General features: G+C 72.4%; 23 protein-coding genes and 1 other RNA gene. 9 read left to right on the top strand and 15 right to left on the bottom strand.

The genetic code is table 11. From position 1 onward, the window contains the following. Positions 1 to 52 precede the first annotated feature (52 nt). From G472_RS40615 to rfaE1, 3 genes are all read right to left on the bottom strand, one after another. Positions 53 to 1,234, bottom strand: coding sequence for a calcium-binding protein (locus G472_RS40615; RefSeq protein WP_051340876.1), 1,182 nt, complete (start codon positions 1,232 to 1,234; stop codon positions 53 to 55). Positions 1,235 to 1,363: 129 nt separating this feature from the next. Next, positions 1,364 to 2,254, bottom strand: coding sequence for an alpha/beta fold hydrolase (locus G472_RS0115540; RefSeq protein WP_051340877.1), 891 nt, complete (start codon positions 2,252 to 2,254; stop codon positions 1,364 to 1,366). Positions 2,255 to 2,637: 383 nt separating this feature from the next. After that, positions 2,638 to 4,092: a D-glycero-beta-D-manno-heptose-7-phosphate kinase gene (gene rfaE1, locus G472_RS0115545; RefSeq protein WP_029009130.1), complete on the bottom strand. Its 1,455-nt coding sequence runs from the start codon at positions 4,090 to 4,092 to the stop codon at positions 2,638 to 2,640. Between the two features lie 176 nt (positions 4,093 to 4,268). Between rfaE1 and G472_RS0115550 the strand changes: the two genes are divergently transcribed. The 5 genes from G472_RS0115550 to G472_RS0115570 all read left to right on the top strand — a co-directional run bounded on the left by G472_RS0115550 (position 4,269) and on the right by G472_RS0115570 (position 8,965). Further along, entirely contained in the window at positions 4,269 to 4,988 is a 720-nt protein-coding gene (locus tag G472_RS0115550) for a TVP38/TMEM64 family protein (protein WP_029009131.1), read from the top strand. Then, positions 4,985 to 6,412, top strand: a complete 1,428-nt coding sequence (locus tag G472_RS0115555; protein WP_029009132.1) for a dihydrolipoyl dehydrogenase family protein — start codon at positions 4,985 to 4,987, stop codon at positions 6,410 to 6,412. Before G472_RS0115550 ends, G472_RS0115555 begins: the two co-directional genes overlap by 4 nt. Before the next feature lie 40 nt (positions 6,413 to 6,452). After that, positions 6,453 to 7,853 (top strand): sensor histidine kinase, encoded by a 1,401-nt coding sequence (locus tag G472_RS0115560; RefSeq protein ID WP_029009133.1) that lies wholly within the window; start codon positions 6,453 to 6,455, stop codon positions 7,851 to 7,853. A gap of 98 nt (positions 7,854 to 7,951) precedes the next feature. Next, positions 7,952 to 8,188, top strand: coding sequence for a hypothetical protein (locus G472_RS0115565; protein WP_029009134.1), 237 nt, complete (start codon positions 7,952 to 7,954; stop codon positions 8,186 to 8,188). 9 nt (positions 8,189 to 8,197) lie between these two features. Further along, complete coding sequence (locus G472_RS0115570) at positions 8,198 to 8,965, top strand: methyltransferase domain-containing protein (protein WP_029009135.1); 768 nt, start codon at positions 8,198 to 8,200, stop codon at positions 8,963 to 8,965. A 720-nt stretch (positions 8,966 to 9,685) separates the two neighbouring features. Here the strand turns inward: G472_RS0115570 and G472_RS40620 are convergent. The 9 genes from G472_RS40620 to G472_RS0115610 form a co-directional block, all read right to left on the bottom strand. Continuing rightward, a complete protein-coding gene (locus tag G472_RS40620) occupies positions 9,686 to 9,817 on the bottom strand; it encodes a hypothetical protein (protein ID WP_281173343.1) in 132 nt (43 codons plus the stop codon). Further along, the gene (gene recR / locus G472_RS0115580; RefSeq protein ID WP_029009136.1) at positions 9,817 to 10,410 is read right to left on the bottom strand and encodes a recombination mediator RecR; all 594 of its coding nucleotides are present in this window, start codon (positions 10,408 to 10,410) and stop codon (positions 9,817 to 9,819) included. The genes G472_RS40620 and recR overlap by 1 nt, the downstream gene beginning before the upstream one ends. A 52-nt stretch (positions 10,411 to 10,462) precedes the next feature. Continuing rightward, positions 10,463 to 10,786 (bottom strand): YbaB/EbfC family nucleoid-associated protein, encoded by a 324-nt coding sequence (locus G472_RS0115585; protein ID WP_029009137.1) that lies wholly within the window; start codon positions 10,784 to 10,786, stop codon positions 10,463 to 10,465. A 3-nt stretch (positions 10,787 to 10,789) separates the two neighbouring features. Continuing rightward, a complete protein-coding gene (locus G472_RS0115590; protein ID WP_029009138.1) occupies positions 10,790 to 12,694 on the bottom strand; it encodes a DNA polymerase III subunit gamma/tau in 1,905 nt (634 codons plus the stop codon). A 108-nt stretch (positions 12,695 to 12,802) separates the two neighbouring features. Next, an RNA gene (gene ffs / locus G472_RS38125) (signal recognition particle sRNA small type) lies at positions 12,803 to 12,900 on the bottom strand. Positions 12,901 to 12,971: 71 nt separating this feature from the next. Continuing rightward, the gene (gene lhpI / locus G472_RS0115595; RefSeq protein ID WP_029009139.1) at positions 12,972 to 13,928 is read right to left on the bottom strand and encodes a bifunctional Delta(1)-pyrroline-2-carboxylate/Delta(1)-piperideine-2-carboxylate reductase; all 957 of its coding nucleotides are present in this window, start codon (positions 13,926 to 13,928) and stop codon (positions 12,972 to 12,974) included. 39 nt (positions 13,929 to 13,967) lie between these two features. Then, positions 13,968 to 14,363: a LapA family protein gene (locus G472_RS0115600; protein ID WP_029009140.1), complete on the bottom strand. Its 396-nt coding sequence runs from the start codon at positions 14,361 to 14,363 to the stop codon at positions 13,968 to 13,970. 53 nt (positions 14,364 to 14,416) lie between these two features. Beyond that, the gene (gene ihfB, locus G472_RS0115605) at positions 14,417 to 14,698 is read right to left on the bottom strand and encodes an integration host factor subunit beta (protein ID WP_029009141.1); all 282 of its coding nucleotides are present in this window, start codon (positions 14,696 to 14,698) and stop codon (positions 14,417 to 14,419) included. Positions 14,699 to 14,870: 172 nt separating this feature from the next. Further along, positions 14,871 to 15,533, bottom strand: a complete 663-nt coding sequence (locus G472_RS0115610) for a c-type cytochrome (protein ID WP_245593503.1) — start codon at positions 15,531 to 15,533, stop codon at positions 14,871 to 14,873. A 224-nt stretch (positions 15,534 to 15,757) separates the two neighbouring features. Between G472_RS0115610 and G472_RS0115615 the strand changes: the two genes are divergently transcribed. The 3 genes from G472_RS0115615 to G472_RS0115625 all read left to right on the top strand — a co-directional run bounded on the left by G472_RS0115615 (position 15,758) and on the right by G472_RS0115625 (position 17,884). Further along, positions 15,758 to 16,528: a 3-deoxy-manno-octulosonate cytidylyltransferase gene (locus tag G472_RS0115615; RefSeq protein WP_029009143.1), complete on the top strand. Its 771-nt coding sequence runs from the start codon at positions 15,758 to 15,760 to the stop codon at positions 16,526 to 16,528. An 11-nt stretch (positions 16,529 to 16,539) separates the two neighbouring features. Then, complete coding sequence (locus G472_RS0115620) at positions 16,540 to 17,406, top strand: prephenate dehydratase (RefSeq protein WP_029009144.1); 867 nt, start codon at positions 16,540 to 16,542, stop codon at positions 17,404 to 17,406. Positions 17,407 to 17,572: 166 nt separating this feature from the next. Continuing rightward, on the top strand, positions 17,573 to 17,884 hold the full coding sequence (locus G472_RS0115625) for a hypothetical protein (protein ID WP_029009145.1): 312 nt from the start codon (positions 17,573 to 17,575) through the stop codon (positions 17,882 to 17,884). A gap of 68 nt (positions 17,885 to 17,952) precedes the next feature. On the opposite strand, the gene nudC is transcribed toward G472_RS0115625, so the two are convergent. Genes nudC through G472_RS0115640 form a run of 3 tightly spaced genes read right to left on the bottom strand, consistent with a single transcriptional unit; the run spans position 17,953 to position 19,916 of the window. Beyond that, positions 17,953 to 18,900: an NAD(+) diphosphatase gene (gene nudC / locus G472_RS0115630; RefSeq protein WP_051340879.1), complete on the bottom strand. Its 948-nt coding sequence runs from the start codon at positions 18,898 to 18,900 to the stop codon at positions 17,953 to 17,955. Between the two features lie 42 nt (positions 18,901 to 18,942). After that, a complete protein-coding gene (locus G472_RS0115635) occupies positions 18,943 to 19,560 on the bottom strand; it encodes a chemotaxis protein (protein ID WP_029009147.1) in 618 nt (205 codons plus the stop codon). Further along, on the bottom strand, positions 19,557 to 19,916 hold the full coding sequence (locus tag G472_RS0115640; RefSeq protein ID WP_035692592.1) for a response regulator: 360 nt from the start codon (positions 19,914 to 19,916) through the stop codon (positions 19,557 to 19,559). The genes G472_RS0115635 and G472_RS0115640 overlap by 4 nt, the downstream gene beginning before the upstream one ends. A 132-nt stretch (positions 19,917 to 20,048) precedes the next feature. Here G472_RS0115640 and G472_RS33520 point away from each other — a divergent pair, with 132 nt between their 5' ends. Continuing rightward, complete coding sequence (locus G472_RS33520) at positions 20,049 to 20,516, top strand: putative toxin-antitoxin system toxin component, PIN family (RefSeq protein WP_245593504.1); 468 nt, start codon at positions 20,049 to 20,051, stop codon at positions 20,514 to 20,516. The last annotated feature ends 28 nt before the right edge of the window (positions 20,517 to 20,544 follow it).

Genomic DNA, 20,544 nt, shown 5'->3' on the forward strand with positions numbered 1-20,544 from the left:
AATAGCGGGAAACGGGCGGCGGCGCCATGCTTTCGCGCGGGCCGCCGCAGGATCAGGCGGTGACGAACCAGGCGTCCTGCACCGCGTGGCGGGCGATGCCCAGAAGGGTGATGGTGTCGCCGTTGCCCAGATCGACCAGCGCCTCGGTGGCGGAGCCGTCGATCACCCGGTGGAACTGCCCGGGGCCGAGGTGGATGCGATCGCCCTCGGCGGCGTTGAAGTCGGTGATCACGTCGTGGCCGCTGCCGCGGGTGTACATGAAGCGGTCGGCGCCGGCCCCGCCGGTCAGCGTGTCGTTGCCGGGGCTGCCCCACAGGATGTCGTTGCCGATCCCGCCGAACAGCACGTCGTGCCCGTCCCCGCCGTGCATGCTGTCGTCGCCGGCGCCGCCGAACAGCGTGTCGTTGCCGGCCTCGCCCTTGAGCGTGTCGTTGCCCTGCAAGCCGTAGAGCACGTCGTTGCCGGCGTAGCCGCGGATGCTGTCGTCGCCCGACGCACCGCTCAGCGTGTCCGCCGCGGTGGTGCCGTTGACCACGCGGCCGGCTTCCGGAACCGGCTCCGAAGGGGGCTCCGGCGGCGGCTCCGGCGGGGCGGCGGCAGCGCCCGCATCGACGATGGCGAGGGGGCGGCCGTACAGCGCCTCCGCGTGGGCATCCACGGACCCGAAATAGCCCAGCGGGACCTTGCCCGTGAGGTCGGCCATCAGGGTGCCGGTGGTGGTGTAGCCGTTGAAGGTGGCGCCCCCGGCGTACTCGTCGAACATGCCGATCATGTGGCCGTACTCGTGCGCCGCCAGTTCGTCCTGGTAGGACGGCCCCCAGGCGGTGTCGGTGTACCAGTTCAGCATGTCGTACCGTCCGTTCCCCTCATGGACGGTGACCGTGTAGTGGGGGTTCGCATCGACGAAGCGGACATCGAAGGCGATGGGATAGAGGGCGCTGCCGTCGCTGAGCGCCGCCTTGCCGTTCCACAGGCTCTCGATCCCCTGTTCCCAGGTGGACCGCAGCGCGCCGGGATCGGCCCCGGCCAGAGAAATCCGTGTCTCCACCAGGAAGCGGGCGCCATCGAACCCCAGATCGTACTTCACCGACCAGCGGTAGCCGCCGTCGGAACGCGATTCCATATAGTTGACCGCTGCGATCGCCTGTGGCGCGTTCGGCAGGGCGGAACCGCCCGCCGCCGTTCCCATGGTGTACGTGACGCCGTGTACCGCGTATCCCCAGTCGAAGGCCATGACACGATCCCCGCTGCCGTTGTTGGAGCGGAGTCTGCCTTAACGTTTCATTAACCTCCTGTGACCAACGCTGACCCACGACCATTTTCCCGCCGCCCCGCCCGATCGGTGTAGCGGCGCATAGGACCGTCAGCCCGGGTTACCCCCGAAGAAGGCCAGGACGTCCGCCAGCGTCTCCTCCGGCCGCTCTTCCGGCAGGAAATGGCCGCCGGACAGGGCGCGGCCTATGGCGGCGGGGGCGTAGGGGCGCCACAGTTCCAGCGGGTCGGCGTAACCACGGCCGACAATGCTGTCGGCACCCCACAGCACCAGGGTGGGACAGGCGACGCGACGCCCCGCCAGCCGGTCGCCGCGGTCGTGTTCCAGGTCGATGGAGGCGGCGGCCCGGTAATCCTCGCACATCGCGTGCACGGTGGCGGGGTTGCGCATGGCGTGCAGGTAGGCGGCGAACGCCTCCTGCGCGAAGGCGCCGGCGCCGGACCCCCACGAGCCCAGCGTGCGGCGCAGGAAGAACTCCGGGTCCAGGCCGATCAGATGCTCCGGCAGGCCGCCGGGCTGGATCAGGAAGAACCAGTGGTAATAGGCGGTGGCCATGGCGCTGTCCATGCGCTCGAACACCTCCACCGTCGGAACGATGTCGATCACGGCCAGCCGCTCCACCCGGTCGGGATGGTCCAGGGCCATGCGGTGCGCCACGCGGGCCCCCCGGTCGTGGCCGCACACGGCGAAACGCTCGAACCCCAGGGCGCGCATCACCTCGACCTGGTCCTGCGCCATGGCGCGCTTGGAATGGCGCACGTGGGCGGGATCGCCCGCCAGCTTCTCCGACGCGCCGTAGCCGCGCAGGTCGGCGGCCACGACCGTGAAGCGCTCGGCCAGCGCCGGGGCGACGCGGTGCCACATGACGTGGGTCTGCGGGAACCCGTGCAGCAGCAGCAGCGGCGGTCCGTCGCCGCCGACCGCCGCGTGGATCTCGGCACCGCTGGTGGCGATGCGGCGATGGGCGAATCCGTCCGGCATGCCCTGTCCCCCCTGCCCGATACCCCGTTCCAAATGGCGCGCCCGCGCCGGGGGACCAGAGCCGGACGAGCAGAAGAATCGCCGGCAAGGGACGTACCGGTCGGGGAAACAAGGCCGCCACGGATTGCACGGATCGGGTTGGATTGCACGGACGTGTTGCCCTGCGTCACCGCCCTGAAGCGTCCGGCTGCCGGGCAGGACGATCAATCCGTGTCATACGGTCGGCAATTGATTACTTCCATCAATTGCCGACCGTAAAGCCCGGCAGATCAATGCCTTGGCATTGATCGAGAGGGTGATGCCGGCGGCATCCTTCCGATGCCGCCGGTATCATCCGCGTCCAACGTGCCGACAATGAAGCGACGACCGGGAATGCCGGGCGTTCACCCCTGCATGCGCTTGATGGTGTTGGTCGTGCTCTGCCCGGCGACGAGGTCGGCCAGCAGGACGCGGCCGCCATAGCTCTGCACGAAGTCGGCACCGACCACCTGGTCGATGCTGTAGTCGGCCCCCTTCACCAGCACGTCGGGGCGCAGCGCGCGGATGAGCTGTTCGGGGGTGTCCTCGTCGAAGATCACCACCAGGTCGACCGGCGCCAGGGAGGCGAGAACGGTGGCCCGGGCGGATTCCGCCTGCACCGGGCGGGTCGGACCCTTCAGGCGGCGCACGGATTCGTCGCTGTTCAGGCCGACCACCAGCAGGTCGCAGCCCGCCTTGGCCCGGGCCAGCAGCGAGACGTGGCCGGGATGCAGCAGGTCGAAGCAGCCGTTGGTGAAGCCGATGCGCTTGCAGCGCAGCTTCCAGCGGGCGACGCGCTCCACCGCCTCGTCGCGGGTCACCACCTTGGTCTCGCCGTGGCGCCATTCCTGTTCGTGCAGGGCGCCCAGCAGTTCCGGGGCGCGCACCACCGCGGTGCCGACCTTGCCGACGACGATGCCCGCCGCCAGGTTCGCCAGCCGGGCGGCGTCCTCCAGCGGCACGCCGGCGGCCAGCGCCGCGGTCAGGGTGGCGACCACCGTGTCGCCGGCGCCCGACACGTCGAACACCTCCCGCGCTTCGGCGGGCAGATGGGCGGCGGTGCCGTCGCGGGTGACCACGCTCATGCCCCGCTCCGACCGGGTAGCCACCACGGCGCCGACGCCGCAGGTGTCGATCAGGCGTTGGCAGGCGGCCGCAACCTCGGCGTCGCTGTCGGCGGGCAGGCCGGTGGCCTGCATCAGCTCCTTGCGGTTGGGCGTGAGCACCGTGGCGCCGCGGTAACGGGTGTAGTCGGTCCCCTTGGGGTCCACCACCACGGGCAGACCGGCGCGCTGCGCCGCGCCGATCAGGGCGGTGATCAGCGCATCGGACAGGACGCCCTTGCCGTAGTCGGAGAGGATGACCGCCCCCACCTCCGCCAGCCCTTCGCGGGCGGCGCCCAGCAGGGAGTCGAACCACAGCGGCCCGACGTCCGCCACCGTCTCGGCGTCGGCGCGCAGAAGCTGCTGGCGGCCGCCGATGAAGCGCGACTTGACGGTGGTCTGGCGTCCCGGCTCGGCGATGATGCCGGCGTTGTCGCCGATCTCCATCGCCACGAGGTGGCGCAGCTCGCTGCCGGCCGCATCGTCGCCGACGACGGAGACGAAGCGGCAGAGCGCGCCCAGCGCGATGACGTTGGCGGCGACGTTGCCGGCCCCGCCGAGCATGGCCGTTTCCCGCTCGATCCGCAGCACGGGGATCGGCGCTTCCGGCGACACGCGGTCGACCGATCCGTAGATGAACCGGTCGAGCATGACGTCGCCGACGCACAGCACGCGCGCCGTCGACAGGGCCTCGATGTGGCGGGCAAGGTCGCTCATGGCGGTGTCTTACCAACACCACCGGAACGACACAACGGACGTTGTCGGACCGCAGCAATGCAACCGCGGCAGGGGATGCCGGCGGAACCCTTCACGGCAAGGTGACTGGCGGGTGACGGGCGCCCGCGGCACCCTGGTAAGCGGAAACCAACCGCCCGAACCGGAGTGCCCGCGGCATGGCCGCAGCCGATCCTCCGCCGTCCGCGCCGTGGATGCGCCTGGCCCCGCTGGCCGTGCTGGCGGCGGGCCTCCTCGGCGTCCTCGCCGCCGGCCTGCACGAGCATCTCAGCCCGGACGCGCTGGCGCGCCACCGCACGGCCCTGACGGCGTTCGTGGCCGCCAACGGCGCGCTCGCCGCGCTGGCGTATGTAGCGGTCTACACGCTGGCGGTCGCCTTCTCGGTGCCGGGGGCGACGGTGCTGACCCTGGCCGGCGGGCTCCTCTTCGGGGTGTGGGCGGCGACCGCCCTGGCGGTCACCGGGGCGACGCTGGGGGCGGTGGCCGTCTTCCTGGCCGCCCGCACCGCCGCGGGTGGTTTCCTGCGCCACCGCGCCGCGCCGTGGACCGCCCGGCTGGAGGCGGGATTCCGGGAGCACGCCTTCAGCTACACCCTGTTCCTGCGCCTGGTGCCTCTGTTCCCGTTCTGGCTCGTCAACCTGATCCCGGCGGTGCTGGGCGTGCCGCTGCGCACCTACGCCCCGGCGACCCTGATCGGCATCGTGCCGGGGGCGCTGGTGTACGCGTCGGTGGGCAACGGGCTGGGCGCAGTGCTCGACGCCGGCGGCCGCCCCGACCCCGCCCTGATGATGGAGCCGGCGATCCTGCTGCCCCTGCTGGGGCTCGCCGTGCTGGCGCTGGTTCCCGTGCTGGTGCGCCGCCTGCGGAGGACGCCATGAGCGCCATCCGCTGCGATCTGTGCGTCATCGGGGCCGGGGCCGGCGGCCTGTCGGTGGCCGCCGCGGCGGCGCGCCTGGGCGCCGACACGGTGCTGGTGGAGCGCGGCGCCATGGGCGGCGACTGCCTGAACACCGGCTGCGTGCCGTCCAAGGCGCTGCTGGCCGCCGCCGCCGCGGCCCGCGCCGTGCGCACCGCCGGCCGCTTCGGCATCGGCGCGCCGGAGCCGGCAATCGACGCCGCGGCCGTGTACGCCTACGTACAGGCGGCCATCGCCGCCATCGCCCCCCACGACAGCCGGGAGCGGTTCGAGGGGCTGGGTGTACGCGTCATCGCCGCCCACGCCCGCTTCACCGGTCCCGACACCGTGATGGCGGAGGGCGCCGCCATCCGGGCGCGCCGCTTCGTGCTGGCCACCGGCTCCCGCCCGCTGGTGCCGCCGGTCCCCGGCCTGGACACGGTGGCGTACCTCACCAACGAGACGCTGTTCGCCGGAAGCACCCTGCCCGGCCACCTGCTGGTGCTGGGCGGCGGTCCGGTCGGGGTGGAGATGGCGCAGGCGCACCGCCGCCTCGGCGCCCGGGTGACGCTGGTGGAGCGGGCCACCCTGCTGCCCCGCGACGACCCGGAGCTGGTGGCGGTGGTGCGCAGCACCCTGGAGGCGGAGGGCGTCACCCTGATCGAAGGCACCGGCGTCGCCCGCGTCGCGCCGGCCGGGGACGGGGACGGGGACGGGGTGGCGGCGGAGCTGGCCGACGGGCGCCGGATCTCCGGCAGCCACCTGCTGGTGGCGGCCGGGCGCCGGCCGGTGGTGGAGGACCTGGGTCTGGAGGCCGCCGGCATCGCCGCCGGCCCCGCCGGCATCACGGTGGACGCCCGCCTGCGCACCACCAACCGCCGCGTCTACGCCGTGGGCGATTGCACCGGCGGCCCCGCTTTCACCCACGCCGCCGGGCATCAGGCGGGCATCGTCGTGCGCAACGCCCTGTTCCGCTGGCCGGGCCGCGCCGACCGCATCGCCCTGCCCCGGGCCACCTTCACCGACCCCGAACTGGCGCAGGTCGGCCTGACGGAGGCGCAGGCGCGCGCCGCCCGGGACGGCGACGTGACCGTGCTGCGCCAGCCCTTCGCCGGCAACGACCGCGCCCGCACCGAGGGCGCGCCCGAAGGGCTGGTCAAGCTGGTGGTGCGGCGCAACGGCCGCATCCTCGGCGCCGGCATCGCCGGCCGCCACGCCGGGGAGCAGATCGCGCCGTGGTGCCTGGCCATCGCCCGCGGCCTGCGGGTGCACGACCTTGCCGGCGTCGTGCTGCCCTACCCCACCCTGGCGGAAGCCGGCAAGCGCGCCGCCGGCGCCTTCTTCGAGCCGGTCCTGTTCGGCCCCCGCACGCGGTGGCTGGTGCGCTTCCTCGCGCGGTTCGGATGACCTAGACTGTGGGCCCGTGATCCGCCGCCCCGGCCGCCCCATGCCCCTGCCACCGCTGGCCCGCAGTCTTTCCGCCAAGCTTCTGGTGCTGACGGTGCTGTTCGTCATGCTGGCGGAGGTGCTGATCTTCACCCCGTCGATCGCCCGCTTCCGCCTGGCCTTCCTGCAGGAGCGGCTGGCCGCGGCCCACATAGCCGCGCTGTCGGTGGACGCGGCCCCCGACCGCATGGTGACGCGCCGGCTGGAGGCCACGCTGCTGGACCATGTGGGCGCCCACGCCATCGCACTGGTGCAGCCCAATTCCTGCGTCAACATGCTGTCCAGCCGGATGCCGCCGATGGTCGACGCGGTGATGGACCTGCGCGAGGCGACCACCGCGTCGCTGATCACCGACGCCTTCGCGACCATGGCGCGGGCCGGCAACCGGGTGGTCAAGGTGGTCGACCATTCCCCCAAGGACCCGGCGGTGACGGTCGAGGTCACCATGGACGAGCGGCCCCTGGCCATGGCCATGCACGAGTTCGCCGGCCGCATCCTGGCCCTGTCGATCGCCATCTCGCTGATCACCGCGGGGCTGGTGTTCGTCACGCTGAACGGCATGTTCGTGCGGCCGCTGCGCCGGCTGACCGCGGCCATGATGGCGTTCCGCCGCGACCCGGAGAGCGCGGTGCCCGCCTTCTCCGCCGCCGGCCGCCGCGACGAGATCGGCATCGCCCAGCGCGAGCTGGCGGAGATGCAGGCGGCCCTGCGCACCGCCCTGCGCCAGCGCGAGCGGCTGGCCGCCCTGGGCACCGCCGTCACCAAGATCAACCACGATCTGCGCGGCATCCTCGCCACCGCCTCCCTTCTGTCGGAGCATCTGGCGGCGAGCACCGACCCGGAGGTGCGCCGGGTGACACCGCGGCTGGTGGGCGCGATCGACCGGGCGGTGGCCCTGTGCGGCCAGACCCTGTCCTACACCCGCGACGGTGTCCTGCCCGTCGCTCCGGCGCCGCTCGATCTGCACGCGCTGGTCGCCGAAGCGGCGGAAGAGGTGGCACACTCCCTGCGCTCCGACGGGGTGCGGGTGGAGACGCGCTGGGTCAACCGCGTGCCGGAGGGGTTCCGCGTCACCGCCGACCGCGACCAGCTCGCCCGCGTCCTGACCAACCTGGGGCGCAACGCGGTGCAGGCCGGGGCCGGCGCGGTCACCGTCGCGGTCGAGCCCAACGGCGCCCGAGTCGCGATCCTGGTCACCGACACCGGGCCGGGTCTGCCGCCGCGGGCGCGCGAAAACCTGTTCCAGCCCTTCACCGGCTCGGCCCGCGCCGGCGGCACCGGGCTCGGCCTGTCGATCGCGCGCGAGATCGCGCGGGCCCACGGCGGCGATCTGACGCTGGTGGAGAGCACGGCGGCCGGCACCACCTTCGCACTCGACCTGCCCGCGAACAGCGCGCATTGATTCCCGTTGCCGCTTCGCACACTCTAGGCGCCGCCGGACCGGGGGGTCCGGGACGCATCATCGGACGGCACCATCGACCAACAAGAAAGGAACGGGACGTGGAAGGTTCGGGCAAGTGGATCGCCTCGGGCGCGATCGGTCTGTTGGGATTCCTGGGCCTCTACGCGGCTGCGCGGGCGGCGGACGAGGCGTTCTTCTACGGCGGCTGGCTGGTCGCCATCCTCTGCGTCGGCTACCTGTTCCTGGCGATCCACCGCCACTACAACGCGGTGGACGCCGAAATGGCCCGCAAGCGCGCCGCCGAGGCCGAGAGGACCGGCGGCACGCCGCACTGAGCCGCCGCCATGGCGTGGGATCCCGACCGGTACGGGCGGTTCGAGGCGTTGCGCCGCCGCCCGGCGCACGACCTGGTCGCCGCCCTGCCGCCGCTGGCCCCGGGCCGCATCGCCGACCTCGGCTGCGGCACCGGCGCCCTGGCGCGCAGCCTGGCGGAGCGCTGGCCCGGCGCGCACGTCACCGGCATCGACGGCTCGCCGGAGATGCTGGCCCGCGCCCGCGCCGTTCCCTCGCCCGTAGCGTGGGTGGAGGCGGACCTGCGCGCCTGGCGGCCGGACGCGCCGTTCGACCTGGTGATCTCCAACGCCGCCCTGCACTGGCTGGACGACCACGACCGCCTGTTCCCGGCGCTGGTGGCGGCGCTGGCCCCGGACGGCGTGCTGGCGGTGCAGATGCCGCGCAACTTCGCCGCCCCGTCCCACGCCCTGCTCTATGAGACGGCGCGGGACGGCCCGTGGGCGGACCGGCTGGCGCCGGTGCTGCGCACCACCCCGGTCGACCCGCCCGCGGTCTATTACGACCGCCTGGCCCCCCTGGTCCGCCGCCTGGACATCTGGGAGACCGAGTATCTCCAGCCCCTGGAGGGGGAACGCCCGGTGCTGGACTGGACCCGGGGCACGGCGCTGCTGCCCTTCCTGGACGCGCTGCCCGACGACGCCACCCGCGACGCCTTCCTGGCCGCCTACCAGGCCCGCCTGGCCACGGCCTACCCGCGGCGCCCCGACGGGGTGACGCTGTTCCCGTTCCGGCGGCTGTTCATCGTGGCGCAGCGGTAAAGCCAACCGGCCGCATGGTATTCCCGGTCCGTTGCTTCACTGCCGGCACGGATGACGCGGATTGATCCTCCCGCCCGGCGACCGGACGCTTCGGGCCGGGATGATACCAACGGCACCTGAAGGGTGCCGTTGGTATCATCCTCTTGATCAATGCCCGGGCATTGATCTGCCGGGTTTCATACGGCCGGAAAATGATGGAAGTGATCATTTTCCGGCCGTATGAAACGGGGCATGGCGTCCGTGCAATCCCTTCAAATCCGTGCAATCCGTGCAGACGTTGTTCCCGTCGACGGTTCGTCCCGAGCCGGTGATGACGGCGGCCTCCGTCATCCCCTTCCACCGATCACCCTGAAGCCCGATCCGACGCTTTGAGAAGGCGGATTGCGACGCTGCCATCGCGCGTGAACGGCGATGAAGTGCGGCGTATGAGGCGAATGTTCCTGCTTGCGGCAGTTGTCGCTTCGGTCCTGACCGGCTGTGCGCAGCCCGGCACACCCTATGAACGGTCGGTCTCCACCACCGCCGTGTACGATGCCCGCGACGTCCGGCCCCTGGCGCCGCTCGCCTACCCCGTGCAGGCGGTGTCCCTGACCGGCTATCCCCAATGGGGGGAAGAGGGGCCGGGCCGCACGGTGCCGTTGCAGCGCGACACCTGGATCACGGTGGAGCCGGCGGACCGCAGGCCATCAAGGAGACGGGCTATCCCTGGACCCGCCCGGGCTACACCTGCAACTGGGACCCCGAGGCGGCGAGCCCGGCGGGAGCGCAGGAGTACGTGGTCCCCGCCGGCGCCCCGGTGACGGTGACCGCGGTGATGACGCCCGAGTCGTACTGCACGCCCTGACCGCGCATCAGAGCGGCCGGCGTGCCTTCAGTGCGGCGGTGAGGGTGCCGTCGTCCAGATAGTCCAGCTCGCCGCCCACCGGCACGCCGTGGGCCAGGCGCGAGATCGCCACGTCCGCCTGCGCCAGGCGGTCGGTGACCACATGGGCGGTGGTCTGGCCGTCGACGGTGGCGTTGAGGGCCAGGATCACCTCCCGGACCTCGGGGTTGCGCGCCCGGTCCACCAGGGCGGCGATGGTCAGGTCGTCGGGACCGATCCCCTGCAGGGCCGACAGCGTGCCGCCCAGCACGTGATAGAGGCCGGTGAAGGCGCGCGAGCGCTCCAGCGCCCAGAGATCGCCGGCGTCCTCCACCACGCAGATGGTGGAACGGTCGCGGGACGGGTCGGCGCAGACGGTGCAGGGATCGCGGGTGTCCAGGTTGCCGCAGACGGAGCAGGTGCGCACCGCTTCGGCGGCCAGCGCCATCGCCTCCGACAGGGGCACCAGCAGGCCGTCGCGCCGCTTCATCAGCAACAGCGCCGCCCGCCGTGCCGAGCGCGGCCCCAGCCCCGGCAAACGCGCCAGGAGCTGGATCAGCCGCTCGATTTCAGGTCCGACCATTCCGGTATCGCACTCGATGGATCGCCCCGCCCGCGGGCGGGCGGGGATGGGCTCAGAACGGCAGCTTCATGCCGGGGGGGAGCTTCAGGCCACCCATCAGCTTGGCCGTCTCGTCGGCGACCTGCGCCTCCACCTTGGACTTGGCGTCGTTAAAGGCGGCGACGATGAGATCCTCCAGCATCTCCGTGTCCTCGGGATCGACGATCGACTTGTCGAGCTTCACCTTCTTCAGCTCGCCCTTGCCGTTCACCGTCACGTTGACCATGCCGGCGCCGGACTGTCCGGACACCTCGATGTCGGCCAGCTTCTGCTGCATCTCCTGCATCTTGGCCTGCATCTGCTGGGCCTGCTTCATCATCTGGCCGATGTTCTTCATGGCTTAGAGGTCTCCTTCGTCATCGAGCGGGTAGAACACCGCTTCATCATCGTCAGGCATCAGATCGTCATCGCCCCCGGCATCCGCAACCGCGGGCTCCGCGGCCGCGGCGGCGGCGAGGTCGCGCACCTCGGCGATGCGCGCCCCGGGGAACATCTCCAGGACGGCGCGCACCAGCGGGTTGGCCTCGGCCTCCGCATGGGCGCGCTGCTGGGCCGCCCGGTCCTGGTCGGCCAGCGTCGGCTGGCCGACGGCGTCGCTGACCGCCACCACCCAGCGCGTGCCGGTCCATTCGCTGAGCAACTGGCCGACCCGGTTGGCCAGGTTGGCGGGGGCCGAGGGGCCGGGCCGGATCTCCAGCCGGCCCGGCTCCAGGCGCACCGGGTGCACCGCGCCGAAGAGATGGCCATAGAGCGCGCCTTCGCGGCGGTCGGCGAAAAGCTGCACCAGCGCGCGGAAGTCACGCGGCATAGTGGCCCGCTCCTCCGCCGGCCGGGCGGTGGCGGCCGCGGCAAGCGGTGCGGCACCGGAGGGCTCCGGCGCCCGGGCAACGGCGCGCACCGGGCCGGGGGCGCCGCGGCCCGCCGCCACGGCCGCCACGGACCCGCCGCCGGCACCGCTGACACCGCCGGCACCACCACCGCCGGCACTGCCGCCGCCGGCCGGACCGCGCGGCGCCGCAGCACCGCCGCCCGCGTCGGATTGCAGGCGGCGAATCAGGTCGCCCGGTGTCGGCAGGTCGGCGGCGTAGGCCAGGCGGACGATCACCATCTCCAGCGCCTGCTGGGGCACCGGCGCCATCTGCACCTCGCCCAGCCCCTTCAGGAGAAGCTGCCACGCCCGCGTCAGCGCCGGCATGCCCAGCCGGCCCGACAGATCGGCGCCGCGCGTCCGCTCCGCCTCCGGCAGGGTGGGGTCGGCGGCGGTGGCCGGGACCACCTTCAGGCGGGTCAGGTTGTGCACCAGGTCCAGCAGGTCCTGCAGGATCACCACGGGGTCGGCGCCCACGCGGTGCAGGTCGGCCAGGATGTCCAGCGCCTCGGCCGCGCGGGCGGTGAGGGCCGACTCGAACAGATCGATGACCCGCTCGCGGTCGGCCAGACCCAGCATGTCGCGCACCTGCACCACCGTGACCGCACCGCTGCCCAGGGCGATGGCCTGGTCCAGCAGCGACAGTCCGTCGCGCACCGACCCGTCGGCGGCGCGCGCCAGCAGGGCTGCGGCGTCCGCCTCGATGGTCGCCCCCTCCAGCCCGGCGACGCGGGTGAAATGCTCCTTCAGCACCAGCGCGTCGACGCGGCGCAGGTCGAAGCGCTGGCAGCGCGACAGCACCGTCACCGGGACCTTGCGGATTTCGGTGGTGGCGAAGACGAACTTCACATGGCTCGGCGGTTCCTCCAGCGTCTTCAGGAGCGCGTTGAACGCGCTCTTGGACAGCATGTGGACCTCGTCGATGATGTAGAGCTTGTAGCGCGCCGAGACCGGGGCGTAGCGCACGCCGTCGATGATCTCGCGGATGTCCTCCACGCCGGTGTGGGAGGCGGCGTCCATCTCGATGACGTCGACGTGGCGGTCCTCGGCGATGGCGCGGCAGTTGTCGCAGACGCCGCAGGGCTCCACCGTCGGGCCGCCGGCACCGTCGGGGCCGGTGCAGTTCAGGGCCCGGGCGATGATGCGCGCCGTCGTGGTCTTGCCCACCCCGCGCACGCCGGTCAGCATGAACGCCTGGGCGATGCGCCCCGACGCCACGGCGTTGGTCAGCGTGCGCACCAGCGCGTCCTGGCCGATCAGTTCCCGGAAGCTGCGCGGGCGGTACTTGCGGGCCAGCACGCGATAGGCCGCCCCGGCGGCGTGTCCGGCGGGCGCGGCGAAAGACGGGGCGGTGTCGGCGACGGTCTGGTCGGTCACGCGGGCTTTCCGGAAACGGCGAAACGACGGCCCGCAGCATAGCGGCACCGTTCGGCGCTGTCGCGTCTTCCGTGGGGACCGGCGGGGGAGATGGCGGAGGAGAAAGGGGTGGGTGGCTGGACGAACGACCCGAGCCTGAACTCGTTGCGGCTGCTTCCTTCCGGACCTGACCGGGTTGGCGAGGGACCCGTCCGCCGCCAACCACCCGACCCCAATATCGTGACCCCGGCCCGGCTTTGCAAGGCGAATCGTGGCGGGGCGGTGCCGGGCGGAGCGGTCACCGGATCGTGTCGTTGTGCACCACCATCTCGACCGCCAGTTCGGCGGCGGCAAGGTCTTCCAGGGCGGTGCCGACCGACTTGAACAGAGTGATCTGGTCGTAGAAGCGCCGGCCCGCCCGCTCGCCGCGGGTCAGGTCGAACAGGTCGCCGGCCACGTCGTCGGGATGCAGGATGCCGCTGCGCAGGGGCTGGACGATGTCGCCCGCCTCCTTGCAGGCGCCGTCGCGGGTGTCCACGAAGATGCGGGCGCGGCGGATGCACTCGTCGTCGGCCTCGCGCATGTCGGGCGTGAAGCCGCCCACCAGATCCAGGTGCTGGCCCGGCTGCAACCAGTCACCGCGGATCACCGGCTCCTTCGCCAGGGTGGCGCAGGACACCACGTCGGCGCCGCGGACCGCACCCTCCAGATCGTCGGTGGCCTCGATGCGGAACTTCGGGCGGTGGAAGCGCGCCACCACCTTCTTCGCCTTCTCGAGACTGCGGCCCCACACCAGCACGTGGGTCAGCGGCAGGACGCTGGCGTGCGCCTCGATCAGTTCCGGTGCCAGGGCGCCGGTGCCGACCATCAGCAGCCGCGCGGAGTCGGGCCGCGCCAGGTAGGTGGCGGCCAGCGCCGAGGCCGCGGCGGTGCGCCGCTTGGTCAGCGCCGCCCCGTCGATCAGGGCCTGCGGCACGCCGGTCTTGCCGTCCATCAGCAGGTAGACGCCCTGCACCGCCGGCAGGTCGTGCGCGGCGTTGTCGGGAAAGACCGTCACCACCTTGACGCCGATGGACCGGCCGGTCTGCCACGCGGGCATGAGCAGCAGCGTGGCGTCGTTCTCGCCGTAGGTCGGCACCGTGTGGTGATGGCGCAGCGGCACCTCGACCCCGGCGCGGAAGGTCTGGCGCAGCCGCTCGATCAGCATCCGGTGGTGCAGGACGCTCCGCAGTTCGGCGCCGGTGACGGTGCGCATGGGCTCCCTCCCCCGGGAGTGTCGGCGGGATCCCCGCCGTCAGTGGACGGTCGGCGCGGCCGGCGCGGCCTCGGCCGGAACCGGCATGGTGCCGGTGGTGCGCGGCTGGCCGGACACCGGCGTCGTCATCTCGGCCACGCGCTTTTCGGCGGCGGCCAGGCGGGCCCGGGTGTCGCGCAGGTCCCGCTCCAGTTGCTGGACGCGGTCGGTCTGGACGCGGGCGCGGCGGCGGTTGCCGCCCTGGTTCACCCAGGCGATCAAGCCACCGGCCAGGAAGCCCACCACCAGCGCCACCAGCGTGGCGAGGTAGAGCGGCGCCTCCAGCGAGAAGGGCGTCGGCCACAGGGTGAAGACCACCGTGTCGCGGTTGGAGATGGCGAACAGGACCGCCACGACGGCGATCGGGATGGTGACGATCCAGGTGAGATAGCGCACGGGGCTGATCCTCAGGGAAAGTGGCGGCCGGTCCGGCACGGCCGCACCCGGCTTCAGTCGGTGTTCAGGCGTTCGCGGAGCTGCTTGCCCGTCTTGAAGAAGGGCACGTACTTCTCCCCCACGTCAACGGATTCGCCGGTGCGGGGGTTGCGGCCGGTGCGCGCGTCGCGCCGCTTCACCGAAAAGGCCCCGAAACCGCGCAGCTCCACCCGGTCGCCACGGGCCAGCGCGTCGGAGATCTCATCGAAGATGGTCCCGACGATCTTCTCGATGTCGCGCTGATACAGGTGCGGATTGCGCTCCGCGAGCCGCTGGATCAACTCGGACTTGGTCATGGCGGCCTTGATCCCCCCTGCACGGTGAGCGCGGTTGCCCCGCAGCCCTTCGCCGAATCGTGCCAAAAAGCAGCCGCCGCCGTCAAGGCAAGCGTAAGTTAAGCCGTTCTGGCGGAACCGCTTTCCCGCCGCCCGGCGGGGGATGCCGGGGCGGCGGGAGGGAGCAGACCGCCTACTGCTGCTGCGGTGCGGCGCCTTCCGGCTGCGCCGCGGGGGCGTCCGGCTGCGCCGCCGGCGCCTCGGGCTGCGGTGCCGCTTCGGGTGCGGCGTCGTTCTGCGGTGCGGCCGCGTCCGGCTGGGGAGCCGTCGCGTCCGGCAGCGGCGCCGGGTTCTCCGACAGGGTGCGCAGATAGGCGATGATGTTGGCCCGCTCCTGGTCGCGCTTGACGCCGGCGAACGTCATCTTGGTGCCGGGAGCGTAGGCCCGCGGGTCGTACAGGAAGTGGTTCAGCGCCTCGTAGTCCCAGGAGCCGCCGTGGTCGGCCAGCGCGGCGGAGTAGGCGAAGCCCTCGATGTGGCCGAAGGGCGCGTTGACGATGTCGTAGAGGTTCGGGCCGACCCGGTTGGCGCCGCCCCTGTCGAAGGTGTGGCAAGCCGCACAGGCGCGCGATGCCGTCTGTCCGGCCGCCGGATCCGCGGCGGCCAGCAGCGGCGCGATGGGCGCCGGCCCGGTGGGCGCCTGGTCCGCGGCCGGGGCCGCCCCTTCGGTTGCCGCCACGGTGAAGACCGGCTCGTCCAGCTCGTGCGGGTGGACCAGCACGCGGGCGGCGAATCCGCTCATCATGGCGATCAGCCCGGCGAGCAGCACGGCGCCGAAAATCTTATTGAACTCCATCCCCGTCATAATCGCCTCTACCCTTTCATTTCTTCATTGCCCGTGACGGTTCGACGCACCTTAGCCCGCCGCGCCCGCCTTGTCATCCGTCGAGGACACCGGCTTTCCGGCCCTTCCGCCCGGCGGAACGGCCGGTGCCGATCGTCGCGGGTTGACGCCGGCAGCATTCCGTGGTTCACCCCGTTCCCGTGCGATCCCGCCACCCCAGGACGCAAGACCCGGCCATGAGCACCGCCCCGCCGCCCGCCGCCCCGGTCATCATCATTCCGGCCCGCCTCGCCTCGGCGCGGCTGCCCGGCAAGCCGCTGGCCGACATCGCCGGCGAACCCATGATCGTCCACGTCTGGCGCCGCGCGGTGGAGGCGGACATCGGCCCCGTCGTGGTCGCCGCCGCCGAGCCGGAGATCGCCCGCGCCGTCGAGGCGGCGGGCGGGCAGGCCGTGCTCACCCGGCCCGACCATCCCTCCGGTTCCGACCGCATCTTCGAGGCGGTGTCGCTGATCGATCCGGAGCGCCGCTACGACGCCGTGGTCAACGTGCAGGGCGACCTGCCGACGGTGGAGCCGGCGATCATCCGCACCGCCTTCGCCGCCCTGGCGGACCCGGCGGTGGATATCGCCACCCTGGCCGTTCCCATCGTGCGCGAGGAGGAGAAGACCAACCCCAACGTGGTCAAGGCGGTGATCGAGCTGCCGGAGGCCGCGACGCGCGGGCGCGGGGTCTATTTCACCCGCACCACCGCGCCCTGGGGCGAGGGGCCGCTGTACCACCACATCGGCCTGTACGCCTACCGCCGCAGCGCGCTGGAGCGCTTCGTCGCCCTGCCCCCCTCGGCGCTGGAACTGCGCGAGAAGCTGGAGCAGCTCCGCGCCCTCGCCTTCGGGATGCGCATCGACGTGGCGGTCGTTGACGCCCTGCCGCTGGGGGTCGATACTCCGGCCGACCTCGAACGCGCCCGCGACCTGCTGGCCCGCCGCGCCAACCCCCGGGAATAAGCCCCGCCGCCATGCCGCACTCCAACGTGATCGCCTTCCAGGGCCTGCCGGGCGCCTATTCCGACCTGGCCTGCCGCTCCGTTCATCCGGAGATGGAGACCCTGCCCTGCGCCTCCTTCGAGGACGCCTTCGCGGCGGTGCGCGAGGGCCGCGCCCGGCTGGCCATGATCCCGGTGGAGAACTCGGTCGCCGGCCGCGTCGCCGACAACCACCACCTGCTGCCCGAAGGCGGCCTGCACATCATCGGCGAGCACTTCCAGCGGGTGAACCACCAGCTCCTGGCGCCGCACGGTGCCACCCTCGCCACCATCCGCACGGTGCGCAGCCACATCCAGGCGCTGTCCCAGTGCCGCCGCCTGACGCGCGAGCTGGGGCTGGAGGCGATCCAGCACGCCGACACCGCCGGTGCCGCCGCCGAGGTCGCCAAGCTGGACGACCCGCGGCACGCCGCCATCGGGTCGGAGCTGGCGGCGCAGATCTATGGACTGCAGGTCCTGCGCAGCGGCATCGAGGACGCCGAGCACAACACCACCCGGTTCCTCATCATGGCGCGCGAGCCGCTGATGCCGCCGGCCGGCGCCGGCACCACCATCACCACCTTCGTCTTCCGCGTGCGCAGCGTGCCCGCGGCCCTCTACAAGGCGCTGGGCGGCTTCGCCACCAACGGCGTCAACATGACGAAGCTGGAGAGCTACATGATCGGCGGCCGCTTCACCGCCGCCCAGTTCTATGCCGACGTGGAAGGCCACCCTGAGGAGCGGCCCCTGCGCCTGGCGCTGGAGGAACTGGCCTTCTTCGCCCGCGAGGTGAAGATCCTCGGCGTCTACCCCGCCAACCCGTTCCGCTATCAGGAAAGCCAGCGCGACGGCGACGATTGACTTGGCCGTGATCCCGACGGCCGCGGCATCCGGTCGCAGACCGCCCCCGGGCGGCGACCTTTGTGTTACAAATTGAATCAGAAGAGTCCGATTTACGGGCCTTCCCGCTGCGGCGCCGTTCGGGCTCGATCCCGGCCGGCCGCGGCATCATCGGATGGAGGTTGCGATGCTGACCTATGAGGACTGCATCGGTCTCTCCGACCTCGACAAGGACGAAGTCGCCGAGATCGCGGCGCATGAACGGCTCCCGTACATGACGGCGCTGGAAAAGGGAGCGGCGCTGCTGCAGCAGCCCTGGGGTGACGCCGCCATCCGGCAGATGGTGTGGGACAATCTGTGCCAGGCGAGCGGCAAGAGCGACGACAGCCGCTCGCACTCCCTCGCCGTCGTCTACCGGATGACCTGCGAACGCCACCCGAACCCTTGCGACCGCCGCCGGTCGCCGGTGCGTCCGACCCACCCGCTCTGGCATAGCTGACGCCGGGCGGGCGGGCGCGGCCCGCCGCCGGGCCCGTCCCGCTCCGGGGCCGGGCCTTTTTTCTGTCCCTATCGCGGCCCCCGGTCCGGCCGCTCGTCCAGCCACTCGTCCATCAGGCGCCGGGCGATGGAGTCGCGCCGCGGCGGGCGGAAGTGCGGATCGTCGGGGCCCGCGGCGCGCAGCCGGTCGCGGGTCACCCAGAACGCCTCCTCGATCTCGTCCTCCTGCACGGTGATCGCCGTGTCCAGCGCCCGCGCCGTGAAGCCGATCATGAGCTGGGACGGAAAGGGCCAGGGCTGGGAGGAGTGATAGCGCACGTCGGTGACGCGCAGCCCCACCTCCTCCAGCACCTCGCGGGCCACCGCCTCCTCCAGGCTCTCGCCCGGCTCCACGAAGCCGGCCAGCACGGAGTACATCCCCGGAGCGAAGCGGGGCTGGCGGTGCAGCACGCAGCGGTCGCCGCCGTCGTGGACCAGCATGATGACCGCGGGATCGGTGCGCGGGTAATGGGTGGTCGCACAGGCGGGGTCGGTGCAGATGCGCAGGTGCCCGGCCTCGACGCCCGCCGCGGGGGCGCCGCAGACGCCGCAGAAGCGGTGGCGCGCGTTCCACCAGGTCAGGCCGCGGGCGTAGGCGGCCAGCGCCGCGTCGGCGGGCGCCATCAACCCGCCGACCGTCCGCAGGTCGAGAAAGCGCGCACCGCCCGCGGCCGCGGCGGCGACCGCCGGATGCGTCTCCGGCGCATCCAGGGCGGACAGGTCGGCGGCGAACACCGCGGCGCCGTCCATCACGCCCAGCAGCACCGGCTCTTCACCGCCCTCCCACGCCCGGCCGGCCGGCAGCAGCGCCGTGCGGGGCGCATCGTCGGGTCCGTCGACCAGGGTGCGGGCCCGCCACACCGGCACGATGCGGGTCTGCGGCGCGGCGCGGGCGGCGGCCAGCCAGTCCGTATCCCGGCGCCGGTGATGGGCGCGGTCGACCGGGCATCCGGCATAGATGTTGGGAGGAGGGGCCATCATCCGGTCATGCCACGGCCGGCACCGGCCGGTAAACACCGATCACGCCGCGGCGCCGCCGACCAGCCGCCGGACGGCGTCGCGGAAGGAGTCGAGGGACGCGATTTCCAGCAGGAACAGGGCGCGGCCGTGCGAGAGGCCGGATTCCAGGGCCATGTCGATGCGCACGAACAGCACGGGATCGGCCGCCGTGCCGATCACCTGGTCGGCCGGACCGGCACGATAGCAGGGGACACCGCTCTCCACCTCTCCCTCCACCAGGTTGGCGAAGCTGGCGAGGCAGCCGTTGAGGATGATGTTGCCGATCTCGGTCAGGGCGTCGCGCGCGGTCTCGCCGTCGGGGCCGTCGGCACCGCCGGGGACCAGCCGATCGACCAGGGCAAGCCCGGCGCCCGCGGGGAAGACCAGCATCGCTTCGCCGGAGAAGGGACCGCGGAAGGACCCCAGCACCGCGCACACCGGTGCCGCCGCGCCCACCGCCGGGACCACGTCGGCGGCGATGTCGGCGCGGCGGGCCACGGTGACCGACGGCACCGACAGGACCACCGGCTCCCCCACCATGACGCTCAGCGCCGCCGCCGGCTCGCCCATGCCGATGTTGAACAGCTCGGCGATGGCGTCGGCCGCCGCCTCGTCGACGGCGAAGTCCGGGCGGGTCACAGCCCGGCTCCGGTGAAGAAGGTGCGGATCTTGTCCACGGTCACCGGCTTGGGAATGAAACGGCAGCCCAGCTCCTCCGCCTTGCGGCGCAACGCGTCCTGCACGTTGGCGGTGAGGATGCCGACGGGAAGCTGCGGCATCCGCTCGCGCAGGTGGCCGGCCAGGGTCAGCCCGTCCATGCCCGGCATGTTGAAGTCCACCAGCGCCGCCGCCGGTGCGGCTTCGGCCAGCCGGTTCAGGGCGTCGTCGCCGTCCACCGCGGTGACGATCGTCCAGTCCGGGTGCAATGCGGCGATGGCGCCGCTCACCATCTCGCGCGCCAGGCGGCTGTCGTCGACAACAAGGACGGTGGTCATGGGCAGCCCCGGAATGCTGGAATCGTCACTGTTCGGCCGATCCTGTTAGTAGCGCACCGCGGCATGGCGCATCAAGGCCGCGCTCAAGGACCGGCTGGACAGGGAACCGCGGCACCTGCCAGGATCGCGGCCATGCGCTGCATCCTCGACACCAACGTGCTGGTCGGCGCGGCGCTGCTGCCCGATCCGGTGCCGCAGCGCTGCCTGGCCCTCGACCGCTGTGTCGCGCTGGCGCGGCGCGGCACGCTGCTGTTCTCCGCCGCGACGCTGGAGGAGGTGCGGGAGGTGCTGCGCCGGCCCGTCTTCGATCGGCACCGCAGCCCGGCCGCCCGCGATGCCTTCCTGGACGCCCTCGTCGCGGCCGCAACCCTGGTGGAGCCGACGGAGACTCCGGCGCTCTGCCGCGATCCCGACGACGACAAGTTCCTGGCCCTGGCGCTGGCCGCGGACGCCGACGCGCTGGTGACGCAGGACCGCGACCTGCTGGTGCTGCGCCGCATCGGCACCACGCCCATCCTGCACCCGGATCGCTTCGTCGCCGGTGCCGGCGCACCCGCCCGGCCGTCCCATACGGTTGTGCGCACGGCCCTGAGGGGATAATACTTATTGCGTAACGGGCGAGCGGATC

It is taken from the genome of Azospirillum halopraeferens DSM 3675, from assembly GCF_000429625.1.
GTDB lineage: Bacteria > Pseudomonadota > Alphaproteobacteria > Azospirillales > Azospirillaceae > Azospirillum > Azospirillum halopraeferens.

What these genes read in the sequence shown, in the direction of transcription:
- G472_RS40615 (WP_051340876.1), bottom strand. Translation starts at nt 1,234, where the DNA reads ATGGCCTTCGACTGGGGATACGCGGTACACGGCGTCACGTACACCATG.
- ihfB (WP_029009141.1), bottom strand. Translation starts at nt 14,698, where the DNA reads ATGACCAAGTCCGAGTTGATCCAGCGGCTCGCGGAGCGCAATCCGCAC.
- G472_RS0115550 (WP_029009131.1), top strand. Translation starts at nt 4,269, where the DNA reads ATGGCCGCAGCCGATCCTCCGCCGTCCGCGCCGTGGATGCGCCTGGCC.
- rfaE1 (WP_029009130.1), bottom strand. Translation starts at nt 4,092, where the DNA reads ATGAGCGACCTTGCCCGCCACATCGAGGCCCTGTCGACGGCGCGCGTG.
- G472_RS0115540 (WP_051340877.1), bottom strand. Translation starts at nt 2,254, where the DNA reads ATGCCGGACGGATTCGCCCATCGCCGCATCGCCACCAGCGGTGCCGAG.
- G472_RS40620 (WP_281173343.1), bottom strand. Translation starts at nt 9,817, where the DNA reads ATGCGCGGTCAGGGCGTGCAGTACGACTCGGGCGTCATCACCGCGGTC.
- G472_RS0115640 (WP_035692592.1), bottom strand. Translation starts at nt 19,916, where the DNA reads ATGACCACCGTCCTTGTTGTCGACGACAGCCGCCTGGCGCGCGAGATG.
- G472_RS0115620 (WP_029009144.1), top strand. Translation starts at nt 16,540, where the DNA reads ATGCCGCACTCCAACGTGATCGCCTTCCAGGGCCTGCCGGGCGCCTAT.
- nudC (WP_051340879.1), bottom strand. Translation starts at nt 18,900, where the DNA reads ATGGCCCCTCCTCCCAACATCTATGCCGGATGCCCGGTCGACCGCGCC.
- lhpI (WP_029009139.1), bottom strand. Translation starts at nt 13,928, where the DNA reads ATGCGCACCGTCACCGGCGCCGAACTGCGGAGCGTCCTGCACCACCGG.
- G472_RS0115625 (WP_029009145.1), top strand. Translation starts at nt 17,573, where the DNA reads ATGCTGACCTATGAGGACTGCATCGGTCTCTCCGACCTCGACAAGGAC.
- G472_RS0115615 (WP_029009143.1), top strand. Translation starts at nt 15,758, where the DNA reads ATGAGCACCGCCCCGCCGCCCGCCGCCCCGGTCATCATCATTCCGGCC.
- G472_RS33520 (WP_245593504.1), top strand. Translation starts at nt 20,049, where the DNA reads ATGCGCTGCATCCTCGACACCAACGTGCTGGTCGGCGCGGCGCTGCTG.
- G472_RS0115555 (WP_029009132.1), top strand. Translation starts at nt 4,985, where the DNA reads ATGAGCGCCATCCGCTGCGATCTGTGCGTCATCGGGGCCGGGGCCGGC.
- recR (WP_029009136.1), bottom strand. Translation starts at nt 10,410, where the DNA reads ATGGTCGGACCTGAAATCGAGCGGCTGATCCAGCTCCTGGCGCGTTTG.
- G472_RS0115560 (WP_029009133.1), top strand. Translation starts at nt 6,453, where the DNA reads ATGCCCCTGCCACCGCTGGCCCGCAGTCTTTCCGCCAAGCTTCTGGTG.
- G472_RS0115610 (WP_245593503.1), bottom strand. Translation starts at nt 15,533, where the DNA reads ATGGAGTTCAATAAGATTTTCGGCGCCGTGCTGCTCGCCGGGCTGATC.
- G472_RS0115570 (WP_029009135.1), top strand. Translation starts at nt 8,198, where the DNA reads ATGGCGTGGGATCCCGACCGGTACGGGCGGTTCGAGGCGTTGCGCCGC.
- G472_RS0115585 (WP_029009137.1), bottom strand. Translation starts at nt 10,786, where the DNA reads ATGAAGAACATCGGCCAGATGATGAAGCAGGCCCAGCAGATGCAGGCC.